Below are 19,268 nucleotides of genomic sequence, written 5' to 3' on the forward strand. Positions count from 1 at the left end.
TGTCTGTTTGCTAAAACTCAAGATGTTTCATGCGGTGAATTTGCATCACTTTGTTTAGTTTGTTCATCCGGCACACGATCTTGGGCGATGATTTTTGTATTTTCAAACAAGTATTCGAGTTCCGCAATTGCATTTGGATAAGCACCAATCAAATCATATTCAGCATGTGACCAATGCTGTTGCTCAAACAGTTGCTGATCTTGTTGTTTAAATTGTTCAATCTGTAATTGCGCTTCTTCGTTGGAAAGACCTGTTTCAATTAACGCTTGTTGTGCCATATTCAATGATGATGCGTAGGTTTCACGCCAAATATGTTGAATACCTAAACCATTGAGTAGATGGGTGTGGTGACGATCTCGGGCACGAACCATGATATTCAAGTCTGGATAATTCAAACGCAGATAACGTGCTAGATTCATACTGTCTTCCACATCATCAATGGCAAGGATCAGTAATTTACAATGCTCAATTCCAGCCGCACGTAAGTTTTCAACTTGGCTTACATCGGCATCAATGAAACAATGCCCGTATTTTTGCACAAAATCAGCATCTGGCTGGTTACTGTCAATGATACTGAATTGCTTGCCTTGCGCATGTAAAGCTCGAGCGACCACTTGCCCGAAACGACCAAAACCGACAATCAAAATTGGATGTTGTGGTATATCTTCAGTTGGAATAGCTATTTTTTTCAGCATCATCGGCAATATTTTAGCGTTGAATAACCAATACAATAATGGCGTGAGTAGCATTGAACCAAAAACAATCAGCATGGTCGATTCGAGCATATTAGAGGCGAATACATTTTCACTTTCAGCAATTTTTAGCAGGATAAATGACAGCTCTCCACTTTGTGCCAACGTCACTGCAAGCAGGGTACTTAACTTGGCATGACGATGTTGATAATAGCTGATAGCAGCAACCACGCCTGCTTTAATGATCACTAAAACAAGAATAGATGCGAGGATCAATAACGGTGATTGCAATAGGGGACTAAGTGAAAGCCCCAAACCGATTGCAAGGAAAAACAGTCCAATTGCCGCATCTTTAAAAGGGTGAATAATGCGTTCAACTTCTGCTTTAAATTCGGTTTCTGCGAGTAATAATCCTGCGAGAAATGCGCCAATCAACACATGAATGTTGAGAATGTCCATGATTAAAATAACTGCGACAACCACCAATAAACTCAGTATTGGAATGAGTTCAAGACTATGATGACGGGCCAAGAAGCGAAATGCAGGACGAACCAAATAACGACTGGCCAAGAACAAACCTGAAACAGTGGCAATGATCGCAGCAAAATAAGCAATACCGTGTTGAGTGGTTGCGGTATCTTCTAATAAGGGGAAAAGTGCAATTAAAATAATCGCAATGAAAACTTGAAATTGTAGGGTATTCGAGGCTGACTGCCCAAATGTACTATTGAGTTGTTGTTTTTGATGCAGTAGTTGCTGAATTAAAGTGACTGAAGAAAATGCCAAGGCAATACCGAGAATAATACTGCTGAGAAGATTTTGTAACAACAGAAAGCAGACACTCACCAAAATGATGCTGATAACGCTGAATGGAAAACCACTATTTTTTAAAATGCTGCGACGTTGTGCCCAGAGGTGTCGAGGACGAAAAGCGAAACCAATAAAGAACATCAACATGATCATGCCTAAATCTGTTAATTGGCGAATCAGTTGTGTATCGGTGATCAGTGCGAACACACTTGAGCCAAGCAAAAGCCCTGCAATGAGATAACCCAAAACAGTGCTTGCGGCATAGCGTTTTGCAATTGGAACAAAAATTAAAGTCGCAGCCAGTAAAAAAATGATCGGGAGTAATAAAGACATTAAGCAACCTACATCGGATTTAACTTGTTTCTAATTTTTTAATTCATGGATGATTATGACGGAGTCTTGCAGAGATCTCATCCAATTTTAGGACAAACCTTCGGTTCGACCTACTTTTCTTTCGGGAAAAGTAGGCAAAACCATTTGTCATCCACAAAACCTGTTTACTTCTTTCAGCGATCCAATATATCGCGGAAACAATATATTAAATGAACCATGCAGGTTGTGAATGACATCTTCGAGTTTCATATTTCATGTGAGATTTTATGTCTGACATATTAAGTAGGGTTAACTAAACTCTTGTGGATCTACGTCAATCGACAGTCTGAGTTGATGTAGACGAGGTAAATGTACCACTTGTTGCCACCATTGGCGCAGATAAAAATGCAATTTTGCCCGATCAGCAGACAAAATCACCATGTGGGCACGGAAACGTCCTGCCTTTCTTTCCATCGGTGCTGGGATCGGTCCCCATATATCGACTAGATCAGCAGCCATCGTTCTGAATTGTTGCGCGATTTCAGCTAAGAATTGTTGGCTATATGCTCGATCTTTGGATTCCACACGAACCAACACCGTATAACGATAAGGGGGCAGCATGGCGATCTTGCGTTCTGCCAGCATTTGCTTCGCGACAGTCCGATAGTCATGCTTAATCAAAGTGGTGAGCATGGGATGATCTGGGCGCAGGCTTTGTAAATAAACACTACCTTTATGTTCTCCACGACCTGCACGGCCTGCAACTTGCACAATCAATTGTGCGGTACGTTCAGGCGCACGTAGATCAACACTGAGCAAACCTGCATCAATGTCTAAAATCGCCACCAGCGTCACATGTGGAAAATGATGTCCTTTGGCCAGCATTTGTGTACCTAACAAAATATTAGGTTTGTTCTGTTGAATACGATCATAGATTTTTTGCCAACTTCCGACACGACTGGTGCTGTCACGATCGACTCGAATGACCTCGTGATGAGGGAACAGCTCTTGTAAATGTTCTTCAAGTTTTGCCGTGCCTGCACCGATGGTTTTGAGGGTCTTTTTTTGGCATGCAGGGCAATCATCAGGGAGGCGATGAATCGTACCGCAATGATGACAATGCAAATAATGATAAGGCTGAGAGTGCAGGGTAAAGTGAGCATCACAATGAGGACAATTGGCTTGCCAACCACAACTTTCACACATCAGAATCGGCGCATAACCCCGACGATTGAGAAAGATCAGCACTTGTTCTTTGCGCTCTAAGGTGAGTTTGATCTGCTCGATTAAATTTTGGCTGATACCATGTTTTTTCTTAGCAATTTTTAAATCAATTACATGCATTTTGGGGAGTACAGCGACACCAGCACGTTGATTGAGTTCAAGCAAATGCAGTTTTCCAGATTCCACCAGATGATAACTATCAATACTCGGTGTTGCAGAGCCTAGAATCACAGGGCAGCCTTGCAAATGCCCCCGATATAATGCGACATCTCGGGCATGATAGCGAAAGCCTTCTTGCTGTTTGTAGGAGAGGTCATGCTCTTCATCTAAGATGATTAAGCCGAGATGAGGAAGTGGTGTATAAATCGCTGAGCGAGTGCCGATTATGATTGATGCTTTGCCTGCTTGTGCATGTTGCCATGCTTGCAAGCGTTTCGAATCATTTAAACCAGAGTGCATCAATGCCACATCACAATGAAAACGTGATTTAAACCGAGCAACTGTTTGTGGGGTCAAACCAATCTCAGGCACCAGTACTAATACTTGTTTGCCTTGTTTTAACACTTCATACATCACTTGCAAATACACTTCGGTTTTACCGCTACCAGTTAAGCCATCGAGTAAAAAGGCTTGATAATGCTGTTGTGCTTTCAGTATCTGTTGAATGGCTTTCTTTTGATCTTCATTTGGGGTGAGAGGAACTTGTGCCAATTGCACAGGCGTCGGGGTGAAATCATGCGGTTCAAGACGGCACTCAATCAGCCCCTTTTTTTCTAATGCTTTCAGTGTTGCTGTTTCTACGCCACTCAAATTTAAAATATTTTCAGTCGTGCCCTGCGGATGTAATTTTAATACTTGGTAAGCATCATATTGTTTTTGAGAGCGTTTTAATAACGCATCAGGGTTGCCGTGCGGTACAATACTCCACTGGTGAAATAGAATATCTAAAGCACGTCCTTGTCTTAATAATGTAGGCAAGGCACTTTGCATGACTTCGCCAATGGGGAATTGATAATATTGCGCTGACCATGTCACCAAAGTTAAAACTTGCTGATCTATAATGGCCTGCTGATCGAGTAGTTCAGTGATGGCTTTAAGCTTGAATTGTCCCGTAAATGGCTCGTTAGGATCAACTTTTTCAGTAATAATGCCAACAAGGTTTTGTCGACCAAAAGAAATTGCAACGCGTGCACCCACCTGTGCTTGTGCATATTGCTCAGCACTGACTGTGTAGTCAAACATGTCATACACAAATACAGGTATGGCGACTCGAATACGGTAAAGAATAGCGTTAGAATTTTCGGTAGGCATATAGGCTTTATTCATGTGTTAAATGGTACGATTTCATACCTTGTTTGGATCATTTTAGCTGATAAAGCAAGACATGGATGAAATATCAATCAGCCCTGTGCTACAGTGCTGTGCATAAGGTCAATCTGCCTCAGATGACTTGCGACACTTTGGCTTCTCATCCCTTACAAGGACGCAGCTTAACAACAACATTTTGGACAATTAGAACAGAACCATGCCAGCTTATCAATTTACTGCTATTGATGCTTCTGGAAAGCAACACAAAGGTGTGCTTGAGGGAGATTCCGCACGTCAAATTCGTCAACAGTTACGAGATAAAGCATGGACACCGATTGCGGTTGAAACCGTTGAACAAAAAGATAAACAGCAACAGCACGCATGGTTTAAAAAAGGCTTTAGTGCTTATGATTTAGCCTTAATGACCCGTCAGCTTTCGGTACTGGTTGCTGCAGGTATTCCACTTGAAGAAGCATTACGTGCGGTCAGTAAACAAAGCGAAAAATCGCATGTGCAAAACTTACTGTCATCCGTGCGCTCAAAAGTCATGGAAGGTCATTCGCTGGCACAAGCGATGCAACAATCAGGACGATTCCCCGAACTTTATATCGCAACCGTAGCAGCAGGTGAGCGTTCAGGGCATTTAGATCTGATTTTAGATCAGCTTTCTGATTACACCGAAAATCGTTTTGCCATGCAAAAGAAAATTCAGGGTGCGATGATCTATCCGATTATTCTGATGCTGATGTCATTTGCGATCGTCATGGGGCTGATGACCTATGTGGTTCCTGAAATTGTGAAGACTTTTGAGCAGAGTAAAGAAGCATTGCCTTGGATTACGGTGTTGTTGATGAAAGCCAGTGCATTCATCAAGCAGACGTGGATTGGGATATTGCTGTTGGCTTTTATTGTCATTGTATTATTCACACGTTTTTTACGAACCACCGCAGGGCACTACGCATTTGACCGATTAACGCTCAGACTGCCACTATTTGGTAAACTTTCACGTGGTATAAATGCGGCACGATTTGCCAGCACCCTGTCTATTCTGACTCGATCAGGCGTACCTTTAGTAGAAGCACTTCGCATTGGTGCAGAAGTGAGCAATAACTGGGTGGTGCGTGATGCGATTCAAGTCGCAATGGAACGTGTAACAGAAGGTGGTAATTTGGCAACGCAGTTAGAGCGATGCGGTTATTTTCCACCAATGATGGTACAAATGATCCGAAGTGGTGAAGCATCAGGTGAATTGGATCGCATGTTAGACCGTGCATCTACGATGCAGGATCGCGAGGTCACCACATTTATATCAACGATGTTGGCGTTGCTTGAACCTTTGATGCTGGTTTTTATGGCAGCGATTGTCTTGGTGATTGTCATTGCGGTTATGTTGCCAATTATTAATATGAATAATATGATCTAGGAAATTTGATGTTTGAGATGAAAATGAATAATTTAATGAATAAACACAATGTTGAACATAGTTTGAATTCTGGTACTCGAAGCAAAGCTTCTCGTCTTGCGGCACGTTCGAGCGCTGCTCGAATGAATCGTGCCTCAGGCTTCACCCTCATTGAAGTAATGGTGGTGATTGTAATTTTAGGTGTTTTAGCAGCACTGATCGTACCCAATGTGATGGGGCGTGGTGAAAAAGCCAAAGTGGATACCACCAGCATTACTTTAAAAGGTGTGGCTGGCGCATTAGATCAATATAAATTAGATAATGGCCGTTACCCATCAATGCAGGATGGTGGTTTAGATGCTTTGGTTAATCAACCAGCATCTGCAAAAAACTGGTTACCAGGTGGTTATGTTAAAGGTGGTTATCCGAAAGACAGTTGGGAAAATGATTTGCAATATGTGATGCCTGGCCGAGAAGGTCGTTCATTTGATTTATATTCGTTTGGTGCGGATGGTAAAGAAGGTGGTGAAGGTAATGATGCAGATATTTATTATCAGCCATAATTTTTAACTCAAGATATCACTTCACTCAATCACTAAATAAATCAAGAGTGAAGTGATAATGTTTCTTGATTCAAAAATATAATCTAAATATTTGAAATGTAAAAATATAATAAAATACTGATTATTTGATAGTTATAATAAGAACTATTCCCATATTTAATCGTTACAAGAAAAAGAAATTATGCATAAAAATAGTAGACTTCCTTCATAAATCATTTTTCAATCAATTTAATTGTTTATCTTTCACCCAATCTAAATTGTATATGCCAGCAAGTAAATTAAACCGCAGGTTTAATCTTTTACGACGATTTCTATATACACAAGATAAAATCTTAAAACATTTCATCCTTCCAAATACATGCTCTACTTGAATTCGTCTACGACCAATCTCTTTATTTAACTTTTTTAATTCAGAATCTAGTTTTTCAGTTTTCTTTGCTTTAGATGGCATGAGGCATCCAAAACCCAATTTCTTTATCCCTAAATAACCCTTATCAACGATAAAAAAGGGCTTAAATTTTAATTTCCTCATGCTTTTTTTAAATATTTTAAAATCATGCATGCTTCCATGACTTCCACATACAACTCAGTATTTCACCTGTTATATAGTGCATAGATAGCTGAAATTTAAAGGTATGTCGCTTTTTTTTACCGCTATACCATTTCTTCTGTTTTTTTTGGACGTTGAACTAATATTTCAGTGGCATCAATCACAACAACTTCCCAATCCACTTCATCTCGATTAGGAAGTTGTTTTGGCAAGTTGAATTTTCCAGAACGGATTAAGGTATCTTCAATAACACGTGTGATACGAATTGCACTCGTTTCAGATACACCGTAACTCATACCAAGATGGAAAAATGTTCGATATTCTCTCCAATATTCTATACATAAGAGCAAACGATCTTCCAACGGTAATTTATGCGGTCGTCCTTTACCAATATGACGAGGTAAATGCTTATTTAGCTCGGCCAACATGAGGTTAAATGTAGCCCAACTAACACCGGTAAGCCTACGAAACTTAACGTTTGATAATTTTTGAATATCTTTGAATTTCATCCAAGGATTATCTCTTGAATTAAATAATTTTGCTGATTAATTTAAGATCAAATAAATTGTACGTTTTTTGATTTATGACGGAAGTCTAGTCTTTTCCTTTAGTTCAAAGCTTTGCATAATAAATCTAAATCATAAATATGATATATGGGGAGGTCGCAGATGAAAGCTTTTTTTGTGTTGGATGAACTGAATCAGTTTCATTGGGCCATGCTTAAATCTGTGTTGCTCATTTTAAGCTTGTTGCCGATTAGTCAAGCTGCATTAAATCTATGGCAAACAACAGAAGGCAGTAGCCAAATCATGATTGGCTTTTTTGCACTAAGTATGTTGAGTGCTTGGTTTGTACTTTGCTTTTTAAGTGCTTTGAAAACCAGTGTTTGGGATAATAAAGCATTCATTTCTAATTATGAGCAGCTTTTGTTTAAAGCCTATCGTTATATTCCGATGTTATTTTTATCCAGTTTAGTCGCGTATTTAAGTGTGCAATTATCACTGGTATTTTGATTTTTATTGATTCAAAAAAAAGAGCGTTTTATTTTAAAACGCTCTTTTTATCTTATCGCCGTGACTTGAACGAAACATCCACCTTGCGAGGACGATAGAACCAACCCATTATCAGTAAAAGAACTGAAAAGATCAGGATCGGGTAATCACTTAAACGACTATATAGCGTTTGCCCTTGCATGGCGGGTAAATCGCCACGTAGCACAAACTCTTGATCGACTGGTGCTTGCTTTACAATATGACCATGATGGTCAATAAACGCAGTCACACCTGTGTTGGTGGCACGGATAAACCAACGACCGTTTTCTTTGGCACGCATTTGTACCATTTGCAAATGTTGCCAAGGTCCTGCTGTACCCGTAAACCACGCATCATTAGAAACCGTAATGAGAAAGTCACTATTCAATGCATTACGACGTGTTAGGTTTGGATAGGCAACTTCATAGCAAATCGCCGCAGCTAAAGCATGTCCTTTAACGGTTAAGGGTTTTTGATTCGCTTCACCCCGAGAAAAACCAGCCATACTGACATCATTTTGCATGGCGGGTAGTACCCATTTCAGCAGCCCTGATAAAGGAATATATTCACCAAATGGAACCAAGCGTTGTTTCTTATATAAACCAGAAGAGTCGCTGCCAGACGCCATAATGCTGTTGTAGTATTGAGGTTCACCAACTTGTTGTGATTTAGGTATATCCCAATATGGAATACCTGTGACCCATGCACTCCCTGATGCTTGGGCTTGGCTATCCATTGCCGCTAAGAATTCAGGAATATCTGTCTGGAATAACGGAATTGAAGACTCAGGCCAAACAATCAGGTCACGACCCCATTCTTTACGCGTTAACGTTGCATAAATTTCGAGGGTCTTGATCTGGTATTCAGTTAACCATTTAAGATCTTGTGGAATATTACCTTGAAGCAACGAAACACTGAGCGGTTTAGCGGCTTTAGGTTGTACGAATTGAATATATCCGACAGCCCATGCACCTAAAACCAATAATGCCGATGGAATCACCCAAAACCAACGTCGACTTAAAATCTCGACCAAGGCACAAGCAAGTACAATCACCACGAATGAAACAGCATAAACACCAAACAATGGTGCATAGCCATCTAAGAGTCGTTCAGTAAAGGCATAGCCTGCAAATAACCATGGAAAACCAGTAAATACCCACGTTTTAGCCCATTCAAACAAGACCCAAATTGGTGCAAAAGTTAGTGGTGTTTCTGGGAAAAAACGACGATATAGCCATGTCTGTAGGGCGGTAAATAATCCCATCAACAACGCCATAACGACGATCATCAGCACACTTAGAATCGCACTGGTGTCGCCATAGACGTGAATTGAAGTGTAGAGCCAAAATGCCCCAACAAACCATAAACCAAATCCATAGGCCCAGCCTAAAACAAAAGCTTGTTTAGGACTGCGTTGGCGTAACACCGCATATAGCAATGCGGGTGACAAAATCGCCAACCACCAAAAATAATAAGGTGCAAGAGCCAAACTAAAGATTGCACCCGAAATGAGTGCAATCAATAGTGGAACGATAAAGGGGAGCTGTTTTTGCGGTTGAGAAGGATTTAACAGCTTTTCAAAATATGTTCTCATGAACGGACAGCTCGAATCAGATGAATAGTACGTGCATCTGCTTCAATAATGGTAAATTGCCAGTCATCAAGCTCAATGGTTTGACCTTGTAAATCACTGACTAAACCGATTTCTTGTAGCAGCAGGCCGCCCATAGTTTCAACTTCATCATCAGAAAAATCAGCATTTAAAATTGTGTTGAAATGTTCAATTGGTGTAAGCGCCTGAACGATCCATGTATTGGCTGTGGTTGGGTCATTGTCTGGCACGATATATAAAGCTTCTTCATCTGCAATATCATGCTCGTCTTCGATTTCACCCACAATTTCTTCAAGAATATCTTCAAGCGTCACTAAACCAGACGTTGAACCATACTCATCAATCACAATTGCAATATGTGTTTGTGTGTTTTTGAGCATACGCAACACTTGGTCGGTACGCGCACTTTCAGGGACAAAAACTGGCTGGCGCATTAAGGCGCGAATATCCACTTTAACATTGCGATCAGTTAAAAACGGTAAAAGGTCTTTTGCGAGTAGAACACCAACGACATTATCAGTTTGATCTGCTGAAAATACAGGAAAACGCGAATGTGCTGAATCAATCAGGACATCTAAGATATCAAGTAATTGGTCATCCTCTTGTAAGCTAATCATCGCTGTACGTGGAGTCATGACTTCTCGAATCTTTGTTGCTGGCAGATCAAGAACACCCTCAAGCATAGCAACAGTATCTGGCTCTAAAAAGCGACGTGAGTCTTGGACTAACTTGAGTAATTCATCGCGGGTTTCTGGTGCAGTACCTAACCATTTTCTTAGGCCACGCATACCCCACGACGGACTGGATTCCTCGATCATGATCTTTCCTAAAGACTCTCTATATCAATTAGATGATTTTCATCATACCGAAGAAAAAGCAGATATGCATCAATAAAACGATGCAAGAAACGTACAGTTTTTTCAAAACTTGTAGATGATTTCTAAATCGTCCCTTTATGTTAAAATATGAAAATTCGAATATTTGAGTTTTATGATGTCTGAACAATCAAACCTAGCTACTGTTCAACTCAATACGAGAGGGTTACGTTGCCCCGAGCCAGTGATGATGTTACATCAGGCGATCCGTAGAGCAAAGTCAGGCGACATCGTTGAAGTGTTTGCAACGGACCCTTCCACATCATGGGATATTCCCAAGTTTTGTATGCATTTGGGACATGAGTTATTGCTCAAAGAAGAAAGTCTAGATGAGCATAGCAACACTGAATATCGTTATTTGGTGCAGAAAGGTTAATTGATCTTTGATTGATCAGTATGGCTTGGCATAACCAAGCCATACAATCCTGTTGTGTCATTCTCTTACTTTCTAAATTTATTCATATATCGAGATAGCCAATAATCGGAACTAAAATACCGACCTCCGCCAAGAACAATCAAAGCCAACAACATAATCAAATAAGTTGCAGCAAATTCGATTCCATTATTTAAAATCACCAATGAACCGCTAGACGTCAGCCAATCATAATTTCCATAGTTTTGTTAAATCTCACGTGCTTTTTCTAATTTTTCTGAAGATGCTAAGACTTGCGCATTTGCAAAGGGGGCATTTGCATCCGCAATCGCTTGCCAGCCATTGGGAAGATGTACCGTTAATATTGCAACGATCATGGTGATGATCAGTGGAATACTCACTAAACGAGTAAAAAGCCCAAGTGCTAATAATACTGCGCCACCAAGTTCAGCCGAAGTTGCAAGTCCTGCCATTAGGATAGGAAAGGGCAAATCCAATCCCCAGTCAGTATTGCCGAACCAGGCTACAGTATCATTAAAATGCATGAGCTTATTTTGCCCAGCCATCCAGAAAATAGGAACGAGATAGATTCTTAGCGCGAGCGCAGCAATTCCATCAAGGTGTCTAAAATATTGTAGGCTTTGTTGATACCAGTGCAATACTGAGTTAATTAAGTACTTCATGAGAATTTCACACCGAATAGCATTCAATGATTGTTAGTCGGTTGAAGAGTTAATTTATTACAATAATTTTTTTAGTTTTAACTGTAATAAATGGATTGGTCGCTCGTCTAATGATATGTACCGTAGTACAAACTTAAAAATTGACTCAAAAAGGAACTTCAAAATGAATAAATTAAACTCAATGACTTCAGTCGCTGCATTGGTCGCACTTTCGATGGTTGGTGCAACGACTCAAGTCTCTGCTGCTTCGACTACCACTGAAACACATGTGACCAAGACAGCAGATGCAAAATGTGGTGAAGCAAAATGTGGCGCTGATAAGGCAAAAAAACAACATAAAACGACTGAGGCAAAATGCGGCGCTGATAAAAAAACCGCTGAAGCAAAGTGTGGAGCAACACATAAAGCAACAGATGCAAAATGTGGTGCTGATAAAAAAGCATCTGATGGCAAATGCGGTGCTGCCAAATAGTTTGCTCAAGAATCAACAAGCTAACGAGCGATGCAAATCGATTTAATCTTGATTTGCATCATTCAATAAGGAATATTCCATGGTGGCTTTAACGGGTGTGGGTTTAGGTTTAAGGCGTGATTTTGTTGATACCTTTTTACAGGCGGATCAATATCCTGATTTTATAGAAGTCGCACCTGAGAACTGGATGAACTTTGGCGGTCGACATGCAAAGCTACTCGAACAATGTACAGAAAAAGCACCTTTGATTTGTCATGGTCTGTCTTTATCGATTGGCGGCCCACATCCACTCAATATCGAATTTATTCAACAGATAAAAACATTTTTAAAACGCTATCAGGTAAGTACTTATTCAGAGCACTTAAGCTATACCAATGATGGGGGTTATTTATATGATTTATTACCGATCCCGATGACTGAAGACGCAGTACGCTATGTATCAGAACGTATTCTTCGTGTTCAAGATATCCTTGGGCAAAAGTTAGTGCTTGAAAATGTCTCAACTTATCTGATGCCGCATGCTGAAATGAGTGAAGCAGAATTTGTTACTGAAGTCATTAAGCAGTCGGATTGTGAATTACTTTTAGATGTAAACAATGTCTACGTTAACAGTATTAATCATCATAGCAATCCTTATGAATTTATAACAAAGATGCCCCGAGATCGCATCCGTTATTTGCATATTGCTGGTCATGAGCAAGTGAGTGATGACTTATTAATTGATACACATGGGGCTGAGATCAGTGATCCCGTTTGGAAGCTATTGGCATTTACTTATCAACAATACGGTGTGAAACCGACATTATTAGAACGTGATTTTAATATTCCGACATGGCAAGAATTACAAGATGAGCTTGCCATGATTCAAAGCATACAAAAACAATTTTTACTTACGTCATCATTGTCTAAAACATCATGCTTAACAGGATCATGAGGATATAAGATGAATAAGAAACTCCAGTCTTTCCAAGAGACCCAACACGCATTTTGTAATTGGATACGCGATCCCAAACAACCGATACCTCAATCTTTTGAAACTGAGCGTATGCGTGTCTATCGAGAATTATTATTCAATAATGTCAGTTCTTTTGTCGACTTAGTTTATCCAGTTACGCGATCAATCTTGTCAAAAGAAACGTGGCAATGTCTTTTAGACGAATTTTTTCAAAAATCTATAAATCAATCACCTTTCTATAATGAGATTTCACTACAATTTAGAGAGTATTTAAGCGAACAGCAGCATCCAGTTTTACAGAATTATCCTTGGCTCGCTGAATTACTACAATATGAATGGCTAGAGCTTTATTTAGATACTTTAGACATCTCAGAGAAGCAATGTGTTCAAGCACCTGTATGGCAATTTAAAACTCAAGTTTGGGTTTTAGTATATCAATATCCAGTTTATCGATGGGCACTCAATCAAACTGATCTTGAGCAAGATCCAAGTGCAATCATGGTATGGCGAAATCAAAATGATCAGGTTTGTGTCGAAGCGCTTTCACCATTATTTGCTTTTTTAATTGAAAAACTACATAAACAGCCTTTATCTGAGCTTGAGCTTTGCGAGCTTATAAGTGCAACACTCCCTGATTTGTCATCACATGAAATTCTTTTACAAGTTCATACTTTATCCGATTTATTAACTCAGTTGGAGTTGATTGATATGCCCAAAAACTCGATAACCGAGGATTGAAATGTCTCTAGCCTCAGTTGAAAATGTTGATCTGAATCAGCAATTAAAAAATACAGAATATTTAACTGATCTTAGACAGCAAATGATGAAATTTGCAGTTTTACAACTCGCATCATTTCATCAAGCTGAGGATGTGGTTCAAGAAGCTTTGCTGAGCGCCTTGCAGCATGTTGCATCTTTTTCTGGCCGTGCTGCTTTTAAAACTTGGGTATTTGCGATTTTAAAAAATAAGATTGTTGATTTAATTCGGCAAAAGACTCGCCTCGTTACAATGAGTGAGTTATTCAATGATGATGAAAGTGAGCTAAGTGTCGATGCATTATTTGACGCTGCTGGGCACTGGCACAAATCCGAAAGACCTCAAGCATGGCAAAGTCTGAACCGTACCGGGTTTATCGGAGACTTTTTTATTTAAGTTAGGCCACCTGACCTAACGGATTAATCTTATCATAGTACATTGCTTCAAACTCAAAAGGCGATACATAACCCAGTGCACTGTGTACACGCTTTTTATTGAACCAATCTACCCAATTTAATGTCGCAAGTTGTACATCCGCTAAACCTTGCCAATCTGCTTTTAAATATTCAATCACCTCTGTTTTGTATAAGCCATTCACCGTTTCAGCCAGAGCATTATCGTATGAATCACCCGTTGTACCGACTGATGCTCGTAAATTTGCTGCTTCTAAACGATTGGTATAGCGAATGGAAAGATATTGCACACCTCTGTCGGAATGATGAATCACATTCTTTGGCATGCCTCGATCATGCAATGCTTGCTCCAGTGCATCAAGTACCATATCTGTATTCATCCGTGTTGATACTTTCCATCCAACAATTGTTCGCGAGAACACATCAATAATAAATGCGGTGTAGACCCAGCCAGAATTGGTTTGAATATACGTAAAGTCACTGACCCATAATTGGTCAGGTCGATCAGCACTAAAATTCCGTTTCACTAAATCATCTGCTCGTTTTTGATCATCTCGGCTGCGGGTAGTTTGTTTGTTCTTACCACGCCAAACACCTTGTATATCTAGCTTTTTCATCAATCGAGCAACTGTACAACGTGCAATAACATAGCCTTCACGTTTCAATTTTTGCCAAACTTTACGTACACCATATCGACCTAAACTTTCTTTCCAAATACGTTTGATTTGCTCTGCATGATGTAAATCATGCAGAGCACGTTTCGCTCGATGTTCTGGGTTATCAACGAGATCTAAAGCCCGATAATAGGTCGAAGCTGCAATCGGTAAAATTCTACAAATCGCTTCAACACCATATCGATCTTTATTGTTATGGATAAAATCCACCATTATTTGTGTGGGCGGTCGAGCTCCGCCTGGGCGAAAAAAGCGGCTGCTTTGCGTAGAATTTCATTGGCACGCTTTAATTCTTTAATTTCACGTTCCATTTGCTTCATTTTTTCTTGGTCAGATATCTGTTGTACTTTGGCAGGATTTAGTTGATCCATATGCTTTAAATAGGGGTCGCCTCAGAAAACGGAAAATAAAGCACGCTAAGCCCTTACTTACCCAGATGTTTGACTGTTCGTGGCACTTTCACCATGGCAATTGCAATTGCCCAACCCTTGCAAAATGCCGCACGCCTCTACAGATCGAGAGCCAGAACACTTCTCGCGCAAATCAACCAAGTGCCGTTTTAACTGCAACAGCGCGGACACACGCATTTCCACCTGTTGAATATGGGCCTCCAGCAGCGTGTTGACCTCCCCACAGTCCTGCATCGGGTTGTCTCGCAGACCCAGCAATGCGCGAATCTCGCTCAACGTCATGTCGAGCGAACGGCAATGACGGATGAATTGCAAGCGCTCAATGTGCGCCTCACCGTACAGCCGGAAGTTGCCACCGCTTCGCGCTGGCTTCGGCAGTAGCCCTTTCTTCTCGTAGTAGCGGATGGTCACGACCTCGCACCCAGAGCGCTTGGCGAGGTCGCCAATTCTGATTTCCATGCCTCAATCTCCATTTTTCACTTGACTCTATAGCGACTATAGAGTTTTTAATGGAGGCTGAATAGACGATTTGAAGGAGTTATCCATGAGCGAATGCGCTTCAAAGGGGTGTGGCTGCTCGACTGGGCCAATCATCCAACCCACGGCACAAGCCCCGCTGGCAACCGGATCGGCTCAAGCGGTGTACCGCATCGAGAACATGGATTGCCCCACGGAAGAGGCGCTGATCCGAGGCAAGCTGGCTGGGCTGGCGGGTGTGGTTGGTCTTGAGTTCAACCTGATGCAGCGTACCTTGGCCGTGCGGCACGAATTGCCTTCGCTGTCTCCCGTTGAGCAGGCACTGAAGGCCATCGGCATGCAAGCTGTGCGCATGGATCAGGCGTCGGCCGAGCAGACGACCAAGCTGTCCATTGCCAAGATGGATTGCCCGACCGAAGAGGCGTTGATCCGCAACAAGCTCGGCACCGTGGCCGGGGTTGCCAATCTCGATTTCAACCTGATGCAGCGCACGTTGTCGGTACGCCATGCTGACGGGGTTCTGCCGGATGTGCTTGTGGCACTACAAGCACTCGGATTCGAGGCGCAGGTCGAGGACAAGGCCGTGGCCGCGTCGCCATCCGCGTCCCCTGTGACAACGCCGACCAACTGGTGGCCGCTCGGCATTTCCCTCATCGCTGCATCGGCGGCCGAAGCGGTCTACTGGTTCCACGACGGCAATCATTGGTCAGTCGTCATCCTGGCGCTTGTCGCGGTCTTGACGGGGGGGCTGTCCACCTACAAGAAGGGCTGGATCGCGCTCAAGAACCGTAACCTCAACATGAACGCCCTGATGTCGATTGCCGTCACGGGTGCTATGTTCATCGGCCACTGGCCCGAAGCTGCGATGGTAATGGTGCTCTTCGCGCTGGCCGAGGTGATCGAGGCCAAGTCATTGGATCGCGCCCGTAACGCCATCCGTGGACTGCTCGACCTGACCCCGGAGCAGGCCACGGTGCAGCAGCCTGACGGCACTTGGCGAGAGGTAAGTGCCAAGCAAATCGCCATTGGCAGCCGAGTCAGGGTCAAACCGGGTGAGCGCATCGCGCTCGATGGCGAGGTGCTAGACGGACGCTCCACGGTCAACCAAGCCCCGATCACGGGCGAAAGCCTCCCGGTCGAGAAGTCCCCCGGCGATCCGGTGTTTGCGGGCACGATCAACGAATCTGGTTCCTTCGAGTACCGCGTCACCGCCTTGGCCAACAACTCCACTTTGGCCCGCATCATTCACGCGGTAGAGGCTGCACAAGGTAGCCGTGCGCCGACCCAGCGTTTTGTCGATCAGTTCGCCCGTTGGTACACGCCTCTCGTGTTCGCCCTAGCCATTGCCGTCGCACTGCTGCCCCCGCTTTTCATGGGCGCGGCATGGATGGACTGGATTTACCGTGCACTGGTTCTGCTGGTGGTTGCCTGCCCATGCGCCTTGGTGATCTCCACGCCGGTCAGCATCGTCAGCGGCTTGGCCGCCGCTGCCCGCCACGGCATTCTCGTTAAGGGCGGTGTCTATCTGGAAGAAGGCCGCAAGCTGCGCTGGCTGGCTCTGGACAAGACCGGCACGATCACGCACGGCAAGCCTGCTCAGACCGATTTTGTCGCATGGGGCAACGCACTCGCCGCCTCCGATAGCCGCAGCATCGCTGCCAGTCTGGCGGCCCGCTCAGACCATCCGGTATCCAAAGCGGTGGCGCAGGCTGCGCAGCGGGATGGGGTTGCCTTGCTCGACGTGGCCGAGTTCAGCGCGCTGCCCGGTCGGGGTGTGCAAGGCCAAATCGACGGGGAGACCTACTATCTGGGCAACCACCGAATGCTTGAAGAGCTGGGGCAGTGCACACCAGAGCTGGAGCAGCGCATCGCTGCGCTGGAAACCGCTGGCAAGACCGTCGTGATGTTGGTAGGCGCAAAAGGGGTACATGCCTTATTCGCCGTAGCGGACACCATCAAGGACAGCAGCAGGAGCGCTATCGCCGAGCTGCACGCACTGGGCATCAACACCATGATGCTGACCGGCGACAACCCCCATACGGCACAGGCCATTGCCGCACAAGCCGGAATCGACCGTGCGCAAGGCAACCTACTCCCAGATGACAAATTGCGCGAAGTGGAGCAACTGGCCCGAAGCGGCAAGGTTGGCATGGTCGGTGATGGCATCAACGATGCACCGGCCTTGGCGCGTGCGGATATCGGCTTTGCCATGGGAGCCGCTGGCACCGACACCGCCATCGAAACGGCTGATGTGGCGCTGATGGACGATGACCTGCGCAAAATTCCGACCTTCGTGCGCCTGTCGCGTGCGACGGCGCAGGTGCTGATGCAAAACATTGTGCTGGCCCTTGGCATCAAGGCAGTCTTTCTGGTGCTCACCTTCACGGGTCACGCGACCATGTGGATGGCTGTGTTTGCTGACATGGGGGCCAGCTTGCTCGTCGTTGGCAATGGCTTGAGGCTGTTGCGCCGATGAGTTGGAAATTCTTTCTCTATGACTGGGGTGGTCTGAACATCGCGATGTTTCAAGCCATCAACACGGGTACGCCTGCCGCGCTGGGGCCGCTGGCGTGGTTCTTCAGCCTCGTGGGAAGTTACTGGACAGCGCCGCTGATGCTGCTGGGTCTGTGGTGGTGGTCGAAGTCGGCCACCAACCCGACGCATGGCAGGGCCGTTCGGCATCGCCTTATTGGTTTTAGCGCAGCCTTCTTGCTGGCGTTACTGGCCGCCACCATCTTGAAGCTATGGCTCAACTTTCCACGCCCGCCTGCCGTCCTTGGCGACATGGTGCGCGTCATCGGGGACATCGAGCTTCACTACAGCCTGCCCAGCGGGCATGCCACCTATGCCGCGCTGGTGGTCGGCGCGCTCTGGCCTTTGATAGGCCGTCGTGGCCGCATCGGCTTGGTGTTGTACGCCGCATTGGTCGGTTGGTCACGCATCGCAGCCGGAATGCACTTTCCTGCCGATGTGCTGGCGGGGTGGGTACTTGGATTGAGTTGCACGGCGCTCGCCGGGTGGCTGATGCCGCTGGCCGTCCCTGTGTGGCAATCGGCTCGCCGCACATCGACTTGGGTCTGGTTCGCAGTGGCCGCCAGTGCTGTCATGACCGATCAGCTCGCAAAGTTCGCCATCACCCGCACGTTTGCCTACGGTGAACAGGTCGAAGTCACGCCCTTCTTCAACTTCGTCCATGTCCTGAATCCCGGCGCGGCATTCAGCTTTCTGGCGAACGCTGGCGGCTGGCAACGTTACTTTTTCATCACGCTGGGCCTGGTCGTTTCTGCTTGGCTGGGACGCATGCTGTGCCAGCAATTGCCCCGTCTCGAAGCGATGGGATACAGCCTGATCCTCGGCGGTGCGCTGGGCAATGTCGCGGATCGTGTGCTGCGTGGACAGGTTGTTGATTTCCTTGACTTCCATTGGCGACTTGCGCACTGGCCCGCCTTCAACCTCGCTGATGTGGCGATAACTATCGGAGCGCTCTGCCTGTTCTTGACGGTTGTACCGAAAAGCAGTAAAGGCACAGAGGCCGAGGTGTCCGGTTAAGCTATACCCTAACCTGATGTCAGATGCTTGGCGCAAAGCACGTCAGAATAGAGTTGTAGTTTGTATTTATTGACACAAGCCGCCAAGGGTAATGGATTTCATCCTGACACTTTTACCTTTGGAGGC

The 19,268-nt window shown here is 44.3% G+C and carries 16 protein-coding genes, 3 pseudogenes and 1 other annotated feature; of the genes and pseudogenes, 10 read left to right on the top strand and 9 right to left on the bottom strand.

The window, feature by feature from the left end; translation table 11 throughout:
• Positions 1 to 17: 17 nt before the first annotated feature.
• On the bottom strand, positions 18 to 1,835 hold the full coding sequence (locus F991_RS01910; RefSeq protein ID WP_004668428.1) for a cation:proton antiporter domain-containing protein: 1,818 nt from the start codon (positions 1,833 to 1,835) through the stop codon (positions 18 to 20).
• 288 nt (positions 1,836 to 2,123) lie between these two features.
• Complete coding sequence (locus F991_RS01915; protein WP_171063375.1) at positions 2,124 to 4,349, bottom strand: primosomal protein N'; 2,226 nt, start codon at positions 4,347 to 4,349, stop codon at positions 2,124 to 2,126.
• A 214-nt stretch (positions 4,350 to 4,563) separates the two neighbouring features.
• Here F991_RS01915 and gspF point away from each other — a divergent pair, with 214 nt between their 5' ends.
• On the top strand, positions 4,564 to 5,769 hold the full coding sequence (gene gspF, locus F991_RS01920; RefSeq protein WP_004668430.1) for a type II secretion system inner membrane protein GspF: 1,206 nt from the start codon (positions 4,564 to 4,566) through the stop codon (positions 5,767 to 5,769).
• A gap of 8 nt (positions 5,770 to 5,777) precedes the next feature.
• Positions 5,778 to 6,311, top strand: a complete 534-nt coding sequence (gene gspG / locus F991_RS01925) for a type II secretion system major pseudopilin GspG (RefSeq protein WP_004668431.1) — start codon at positions 5,778 to 5,780, stop codon at positions 6,309 to 6,311.
• Between the two features lie 223 nt (positions 6,312 to 6,534).
• Here gspG and F991_RS01930 read toward each other — a convergent pair whose 3' ends face one another.
• Both F991_RS01930 and F991_RS01940 read right to left on the bottom strand, forming a co-directional pair.
• Complete coding sequence (locus tag F991_RS01930) at positions 6,535 to 6,873, bottom strand: transposase family protein (protein WP_000543647.1); 339 nt, start codon at positions 6,871 to 6,873, stop codon at positions 6,535 to 6,537.
• Positions 6,874 to 6,965: 92 nt separating this feature from the next.
• Positions 6,966 to 7,370: a transposase family protein gene (locus tag F991_RS01940; protein WP_000669095.1), complete on the bottom strand. Its 405-nt coding sequence runs from the start codon at positions 7,368 to 7,370 to the stop codon at positions 6,966 to 6,968.
• A 159-nt stretch (positions 7,371 to 7,529) separates the two neighbouring features.
• On the opposite strand from F991_RS01940, the gene F991_RS01945 reads away from it, so the two are divergent.
• Positions 7,530 to 7,874: a hypothetical protein gene (locus tag F991_RS01945; RefSeq protein WP_004668433.1), complete on the top strand. Its 345-nt coding sequence runs from the start codon at positions 7,530 to 7,532 to the stop codon at positions 7,872 to 7,874.
• Between the two features lie 52 nt (positions 7,875 to 7,926).
• On the opposite strand, the gene lnt is transcribed toward F991_RS01945, so the two are convergent.
• Both lnt and F991_RS01955 read right to left on the bottom strand, forming a co-directional pair.
• The gene (gene lnt, locus F991_RS01950; RefSeq protein WP_004668434.1) at positions 7,927 to 9,486 is read right to left on the bottom strand and encodes an apolipoprotein N-acyltransferase; all 1,560 of its coding nucleotides are present in this window, start codon (positions 9,484 to 9,486) and stop codon (positions 7,927 to 7,929) included.
• A complete protein-coding gene (locus F991_RS01955) occupies positions 9,483 to 10,322 on the bottom strand; it encodes an HlyC/CorC family transporter (RefSeq protein ID WP_004668435.1) in 840 nt (279 codons plus the stop codon). The genes lnt and F991_RS01955 overlap by 4 nt, the downstream gene beginning before the upstream one ends.
• A gap of 175 nt (positions 10,323 to 10,497) precedes the next feature.
• On the opposite strand from F991_RS01955, the gene tusA reads away from it, so the two are divergent.
• A complete protein-coding gene (gene tusA / locus F991_RS01960) occupies positions 10,498 to 10,755 on the top strand; it encodes a sulfurtransferase TusA (RefSeq protein WP_004668436.1) in 258 nt (85 codons plus the stop codon).
• A 65-nt stretch (positions 10,756 to 10,820) separates the two neighbouring features.
• Here the strand turns inward: tusA and F991_RS01965 are convergent.
• Positions 10,821 to 11,435 (bottom strand): annotated as a pseudogene (locus tag F991_RS01965) (DoxX family protein).
• 163 nt (positions 11,436 to 11,598) lie between these two features.
• On the opposite strand from F991_RS01965, the gene F991_RS01970 reads away from it, so the two are divergent.
• The 4 genes and pseudogenes from F991_RS01970 to F991_RS01985 form a co-directional block, all read left to right on the top strand.
• Positions 11,599 to 11,907, top strand: a complete 309-nt coding sequence (locus F991_RS01970) for an HvfA family oxazolone/thioamide-modified RiPP metallophore (protein ID WP_004668438.1) — start codon at positions 11,599 to 11,601, stop codon at positions 11,905 to 11,907.
• A gap of 79 nt (positions 11,908 to 11,986) precedes the next feature.
• Positions 11,987 to 12,841, top strand: a complete 855-nt coding sequence (locus F991_RS01975) for an HvfB family MNIO-type RiPP peptide maturase (RefSeq protein ID WP_004668439.1) — start codon at positions 11,987 to 11,989, stop codon at positions 12,839 to 12,841.
• A 9-nt stretch (positions 12,842 to 12,850) separates the two neighbouring features.
• Positions 12,851 to 13,600 carry an HvfC family RiPP maturation protein gene (locus F991_RS01980; RefSeq protein ID WP_004668440.1) on the top strand — a complete coding sequence of 250 codons (750 nt, stop codon included), beginning with the start codon at positions 12,851 to 12,853 and terminating at the stop codon, positions 13,598 to 13,600.
• Between the two features lies 1 nt (position 13,601).
• Positions 13,602 to 14,012 (top strand): annotated as a pseudogene (locus F991_RS01985) (sigma-70 family RNA polymerase sigma factor); the annotation flags it as partial.
• 4 nt (positions 14,013 to 14,016) lie between these two features.
• On the opposite strand, the pseudogene F991_RS01990 reads toward F991_RS01985, so the two are convergent.
• Positions 14,017 to 15,089 (bottom strand): annotated as a pseudogene (locus tag F991_RS01990) (IS3 family transposase); the annotation flags it as partial.
• Positions 14,845 to 14,961 (bottom strand) — a sequence feature (AL1L pseudoknot). (Overlaps the previous pseudogene by 117 nt.)
• Before the next feature lie 45 nt (positions 15,090 to 15,134).
• Positions 15,135 to 15,575 carry a Cd(II)/Pb(II)-responsive transcriptional regulator gene (gene cadR / locus F991_RS02000; RefSeq protein ID WP_004641918.1) on the bottom strand — a complete coding sequence of 147 codons (441 nt, stop codon included), beginning with the start codon at positions 15,573 to 15,575 and terminating at the stop codon, positions 15,135 to 15,137.
• 85 nt (positions 15,576 to 15,660) lie between these two features.
• Here cadR and F991_RS02005 point away from each other — a divergent pair, with 85 nt between their 5' ends.
• Both F991_RS02005 and lspA read left to right on the top strand, forming a co-directional pair.
• Entirely contained in the window at positions 15,661 to 18,069 is a 2,409-nt protein-coding gene (locus tag F991_RS02005) for a heavy metal translocating P-type ATPase (RefSeq protein ID WP_004641917.1), read from the top strand.
• On the top strand, positions 18,066 to 19,142 hold the full coding sequence (lspA, locus tag F991_RS02010; protein WP_004641914.1) for a signal peptidase II: 1,077 nt from the start codon (positions 18,066 to 18,068) through the stop codon (positions 19,140 to 19,142). Before F991_RS02005 ends, lspA begins: the two co-directional genes overlap by 4 nt.
• Positions 19,143 to 19,268: the final 126 nt, after the last annotated feature.

Origin of the sequence: Acinetobacter sp. CIP-A165 (assembly GCF_000367985.1) — a bacterium.
Classification (GTDB): domain Bacteria; phylum Pseudomonadota; class Gammaproteobacteria; order Pseudomonadales; family Moraxellaceae; genus Acinetobacter.

What these genes read in the sequence shown, in the direction of transcription:
- F991_RS01980 (WP_004668440.1), top strand. Translation starts at nt 12,851, where the DNA reads ATGAATAAGAAACTCCAGTCTTTCCAAGAGACCCAACACGCATTTTGT.
- F991_RS01910 (WP_004668428.1), bottom strand. Translation starts at nt 1,835, where the DNA reads ATGTCTTTATTACTCCCGATCATTTTTTTACTGGCTGCGACTTTAATT.
- cadR (WP_004641918.1), bottom strand. Translation starts at nt 15,575, where the DNA reads ATGGAAATCAGAATTGGCGACCTCGCCAAGCGCTCTGGGTGCGAGGTC.
- F991_RS01975 (WP_004668439.1), top strand. Translation starts at nt 11,987, where the DNA reads ATGGTGGCTTTAACGGGTGTGGGTTTAGGTTTAAGGCGTGATTTTGTT.
- F991_RS01945 (WP_004668433.1), top strand. Translation starts at nt 7,530, where the DNA reads ATGAAAGCTTTTTTTGTGTTGGATGAACTGAATCAGTTTCATTGGGCC.
- F991_RS01970 (WP_004668438.1), top strand. Translation starts at nt 11,599, where the DNA reads ATGAATAAATTAAACTCAATGACTTCAGTCGCTGCATTGGTCGCACTT.
- F991_RS01955 (WP_004668435.1), bottom strand. Translation starts at nt 10,322, where the DNA reads ATGATCGAGGAATCCAGTCCGTCGTGGGGTATGCGTGGCCTAAGAAAA.
- lspA (WP_004641914.1), top strand. Translation starts at nt 18,066, where the DNA reads ATGAGTTGGAAATTCTTTCTCTATGACTGGGGTGGTCTGAACATCGCG.
- F991_RS01940 (WP_000669095.1), bottom strand. Translation starts at nt 7,370, where the DNA reads ATGAAATTCAAAGATATTCAAAAATTATCAAACGTTAAGTTTCGTAGG.
- F991_RS01930 (WP_000543647.1), bottom strand. Translation starts at nt 6,873, where the DNA reads ATGCATGATTTTAAAATATTTAAAAAAAGCATGAGGAAATTAAAATTT.
- lnt (WP_004668434.1), bottom strand. Translation starts at nt 9,486, where the DNA reads ATGAGAACATATTTTGAAAAGCTGTTAAATCCTTCTCAACCGCAAAAA.
- F991_RS02005 (WP_004641917.1), top strand. Translation starts at nt 15,661, where the DNA reads ATGAGCGAATGCGCTTCAAAGGGGTGTGGCTGCTCGACTGGGCCAATC.
- gspG (WP_004668431.1), top strand. Translation starts at nt 5,778, where the DNA reads ATGTTTGAGATGAAAATGAATAATTTAATGAATAAACACAATGTTGAA.
- tusA (WP_004668436.1), top strand. Translation starts at nt 10,498, where the DNA reads ATGTCTGAACAATCAAACCTAGCTACTGTTCAACTCAATACGAGAGGG.
- F991_RS01915 (WP_171063375.1), bottom strand. Translation starts at nt 4,349, where the DNA reads ATGCCTACCGAAAATTCTAACGCTATTCTTTACCGTATTCGAGTCGCC.
- gspF (WP_004668430.1), top strand. Translation starts at nt 4,564, where the DNA reads ATGCCAGCTTATCAATTTACTGCTATTGATGCTTCTGGAAAGCAACAC.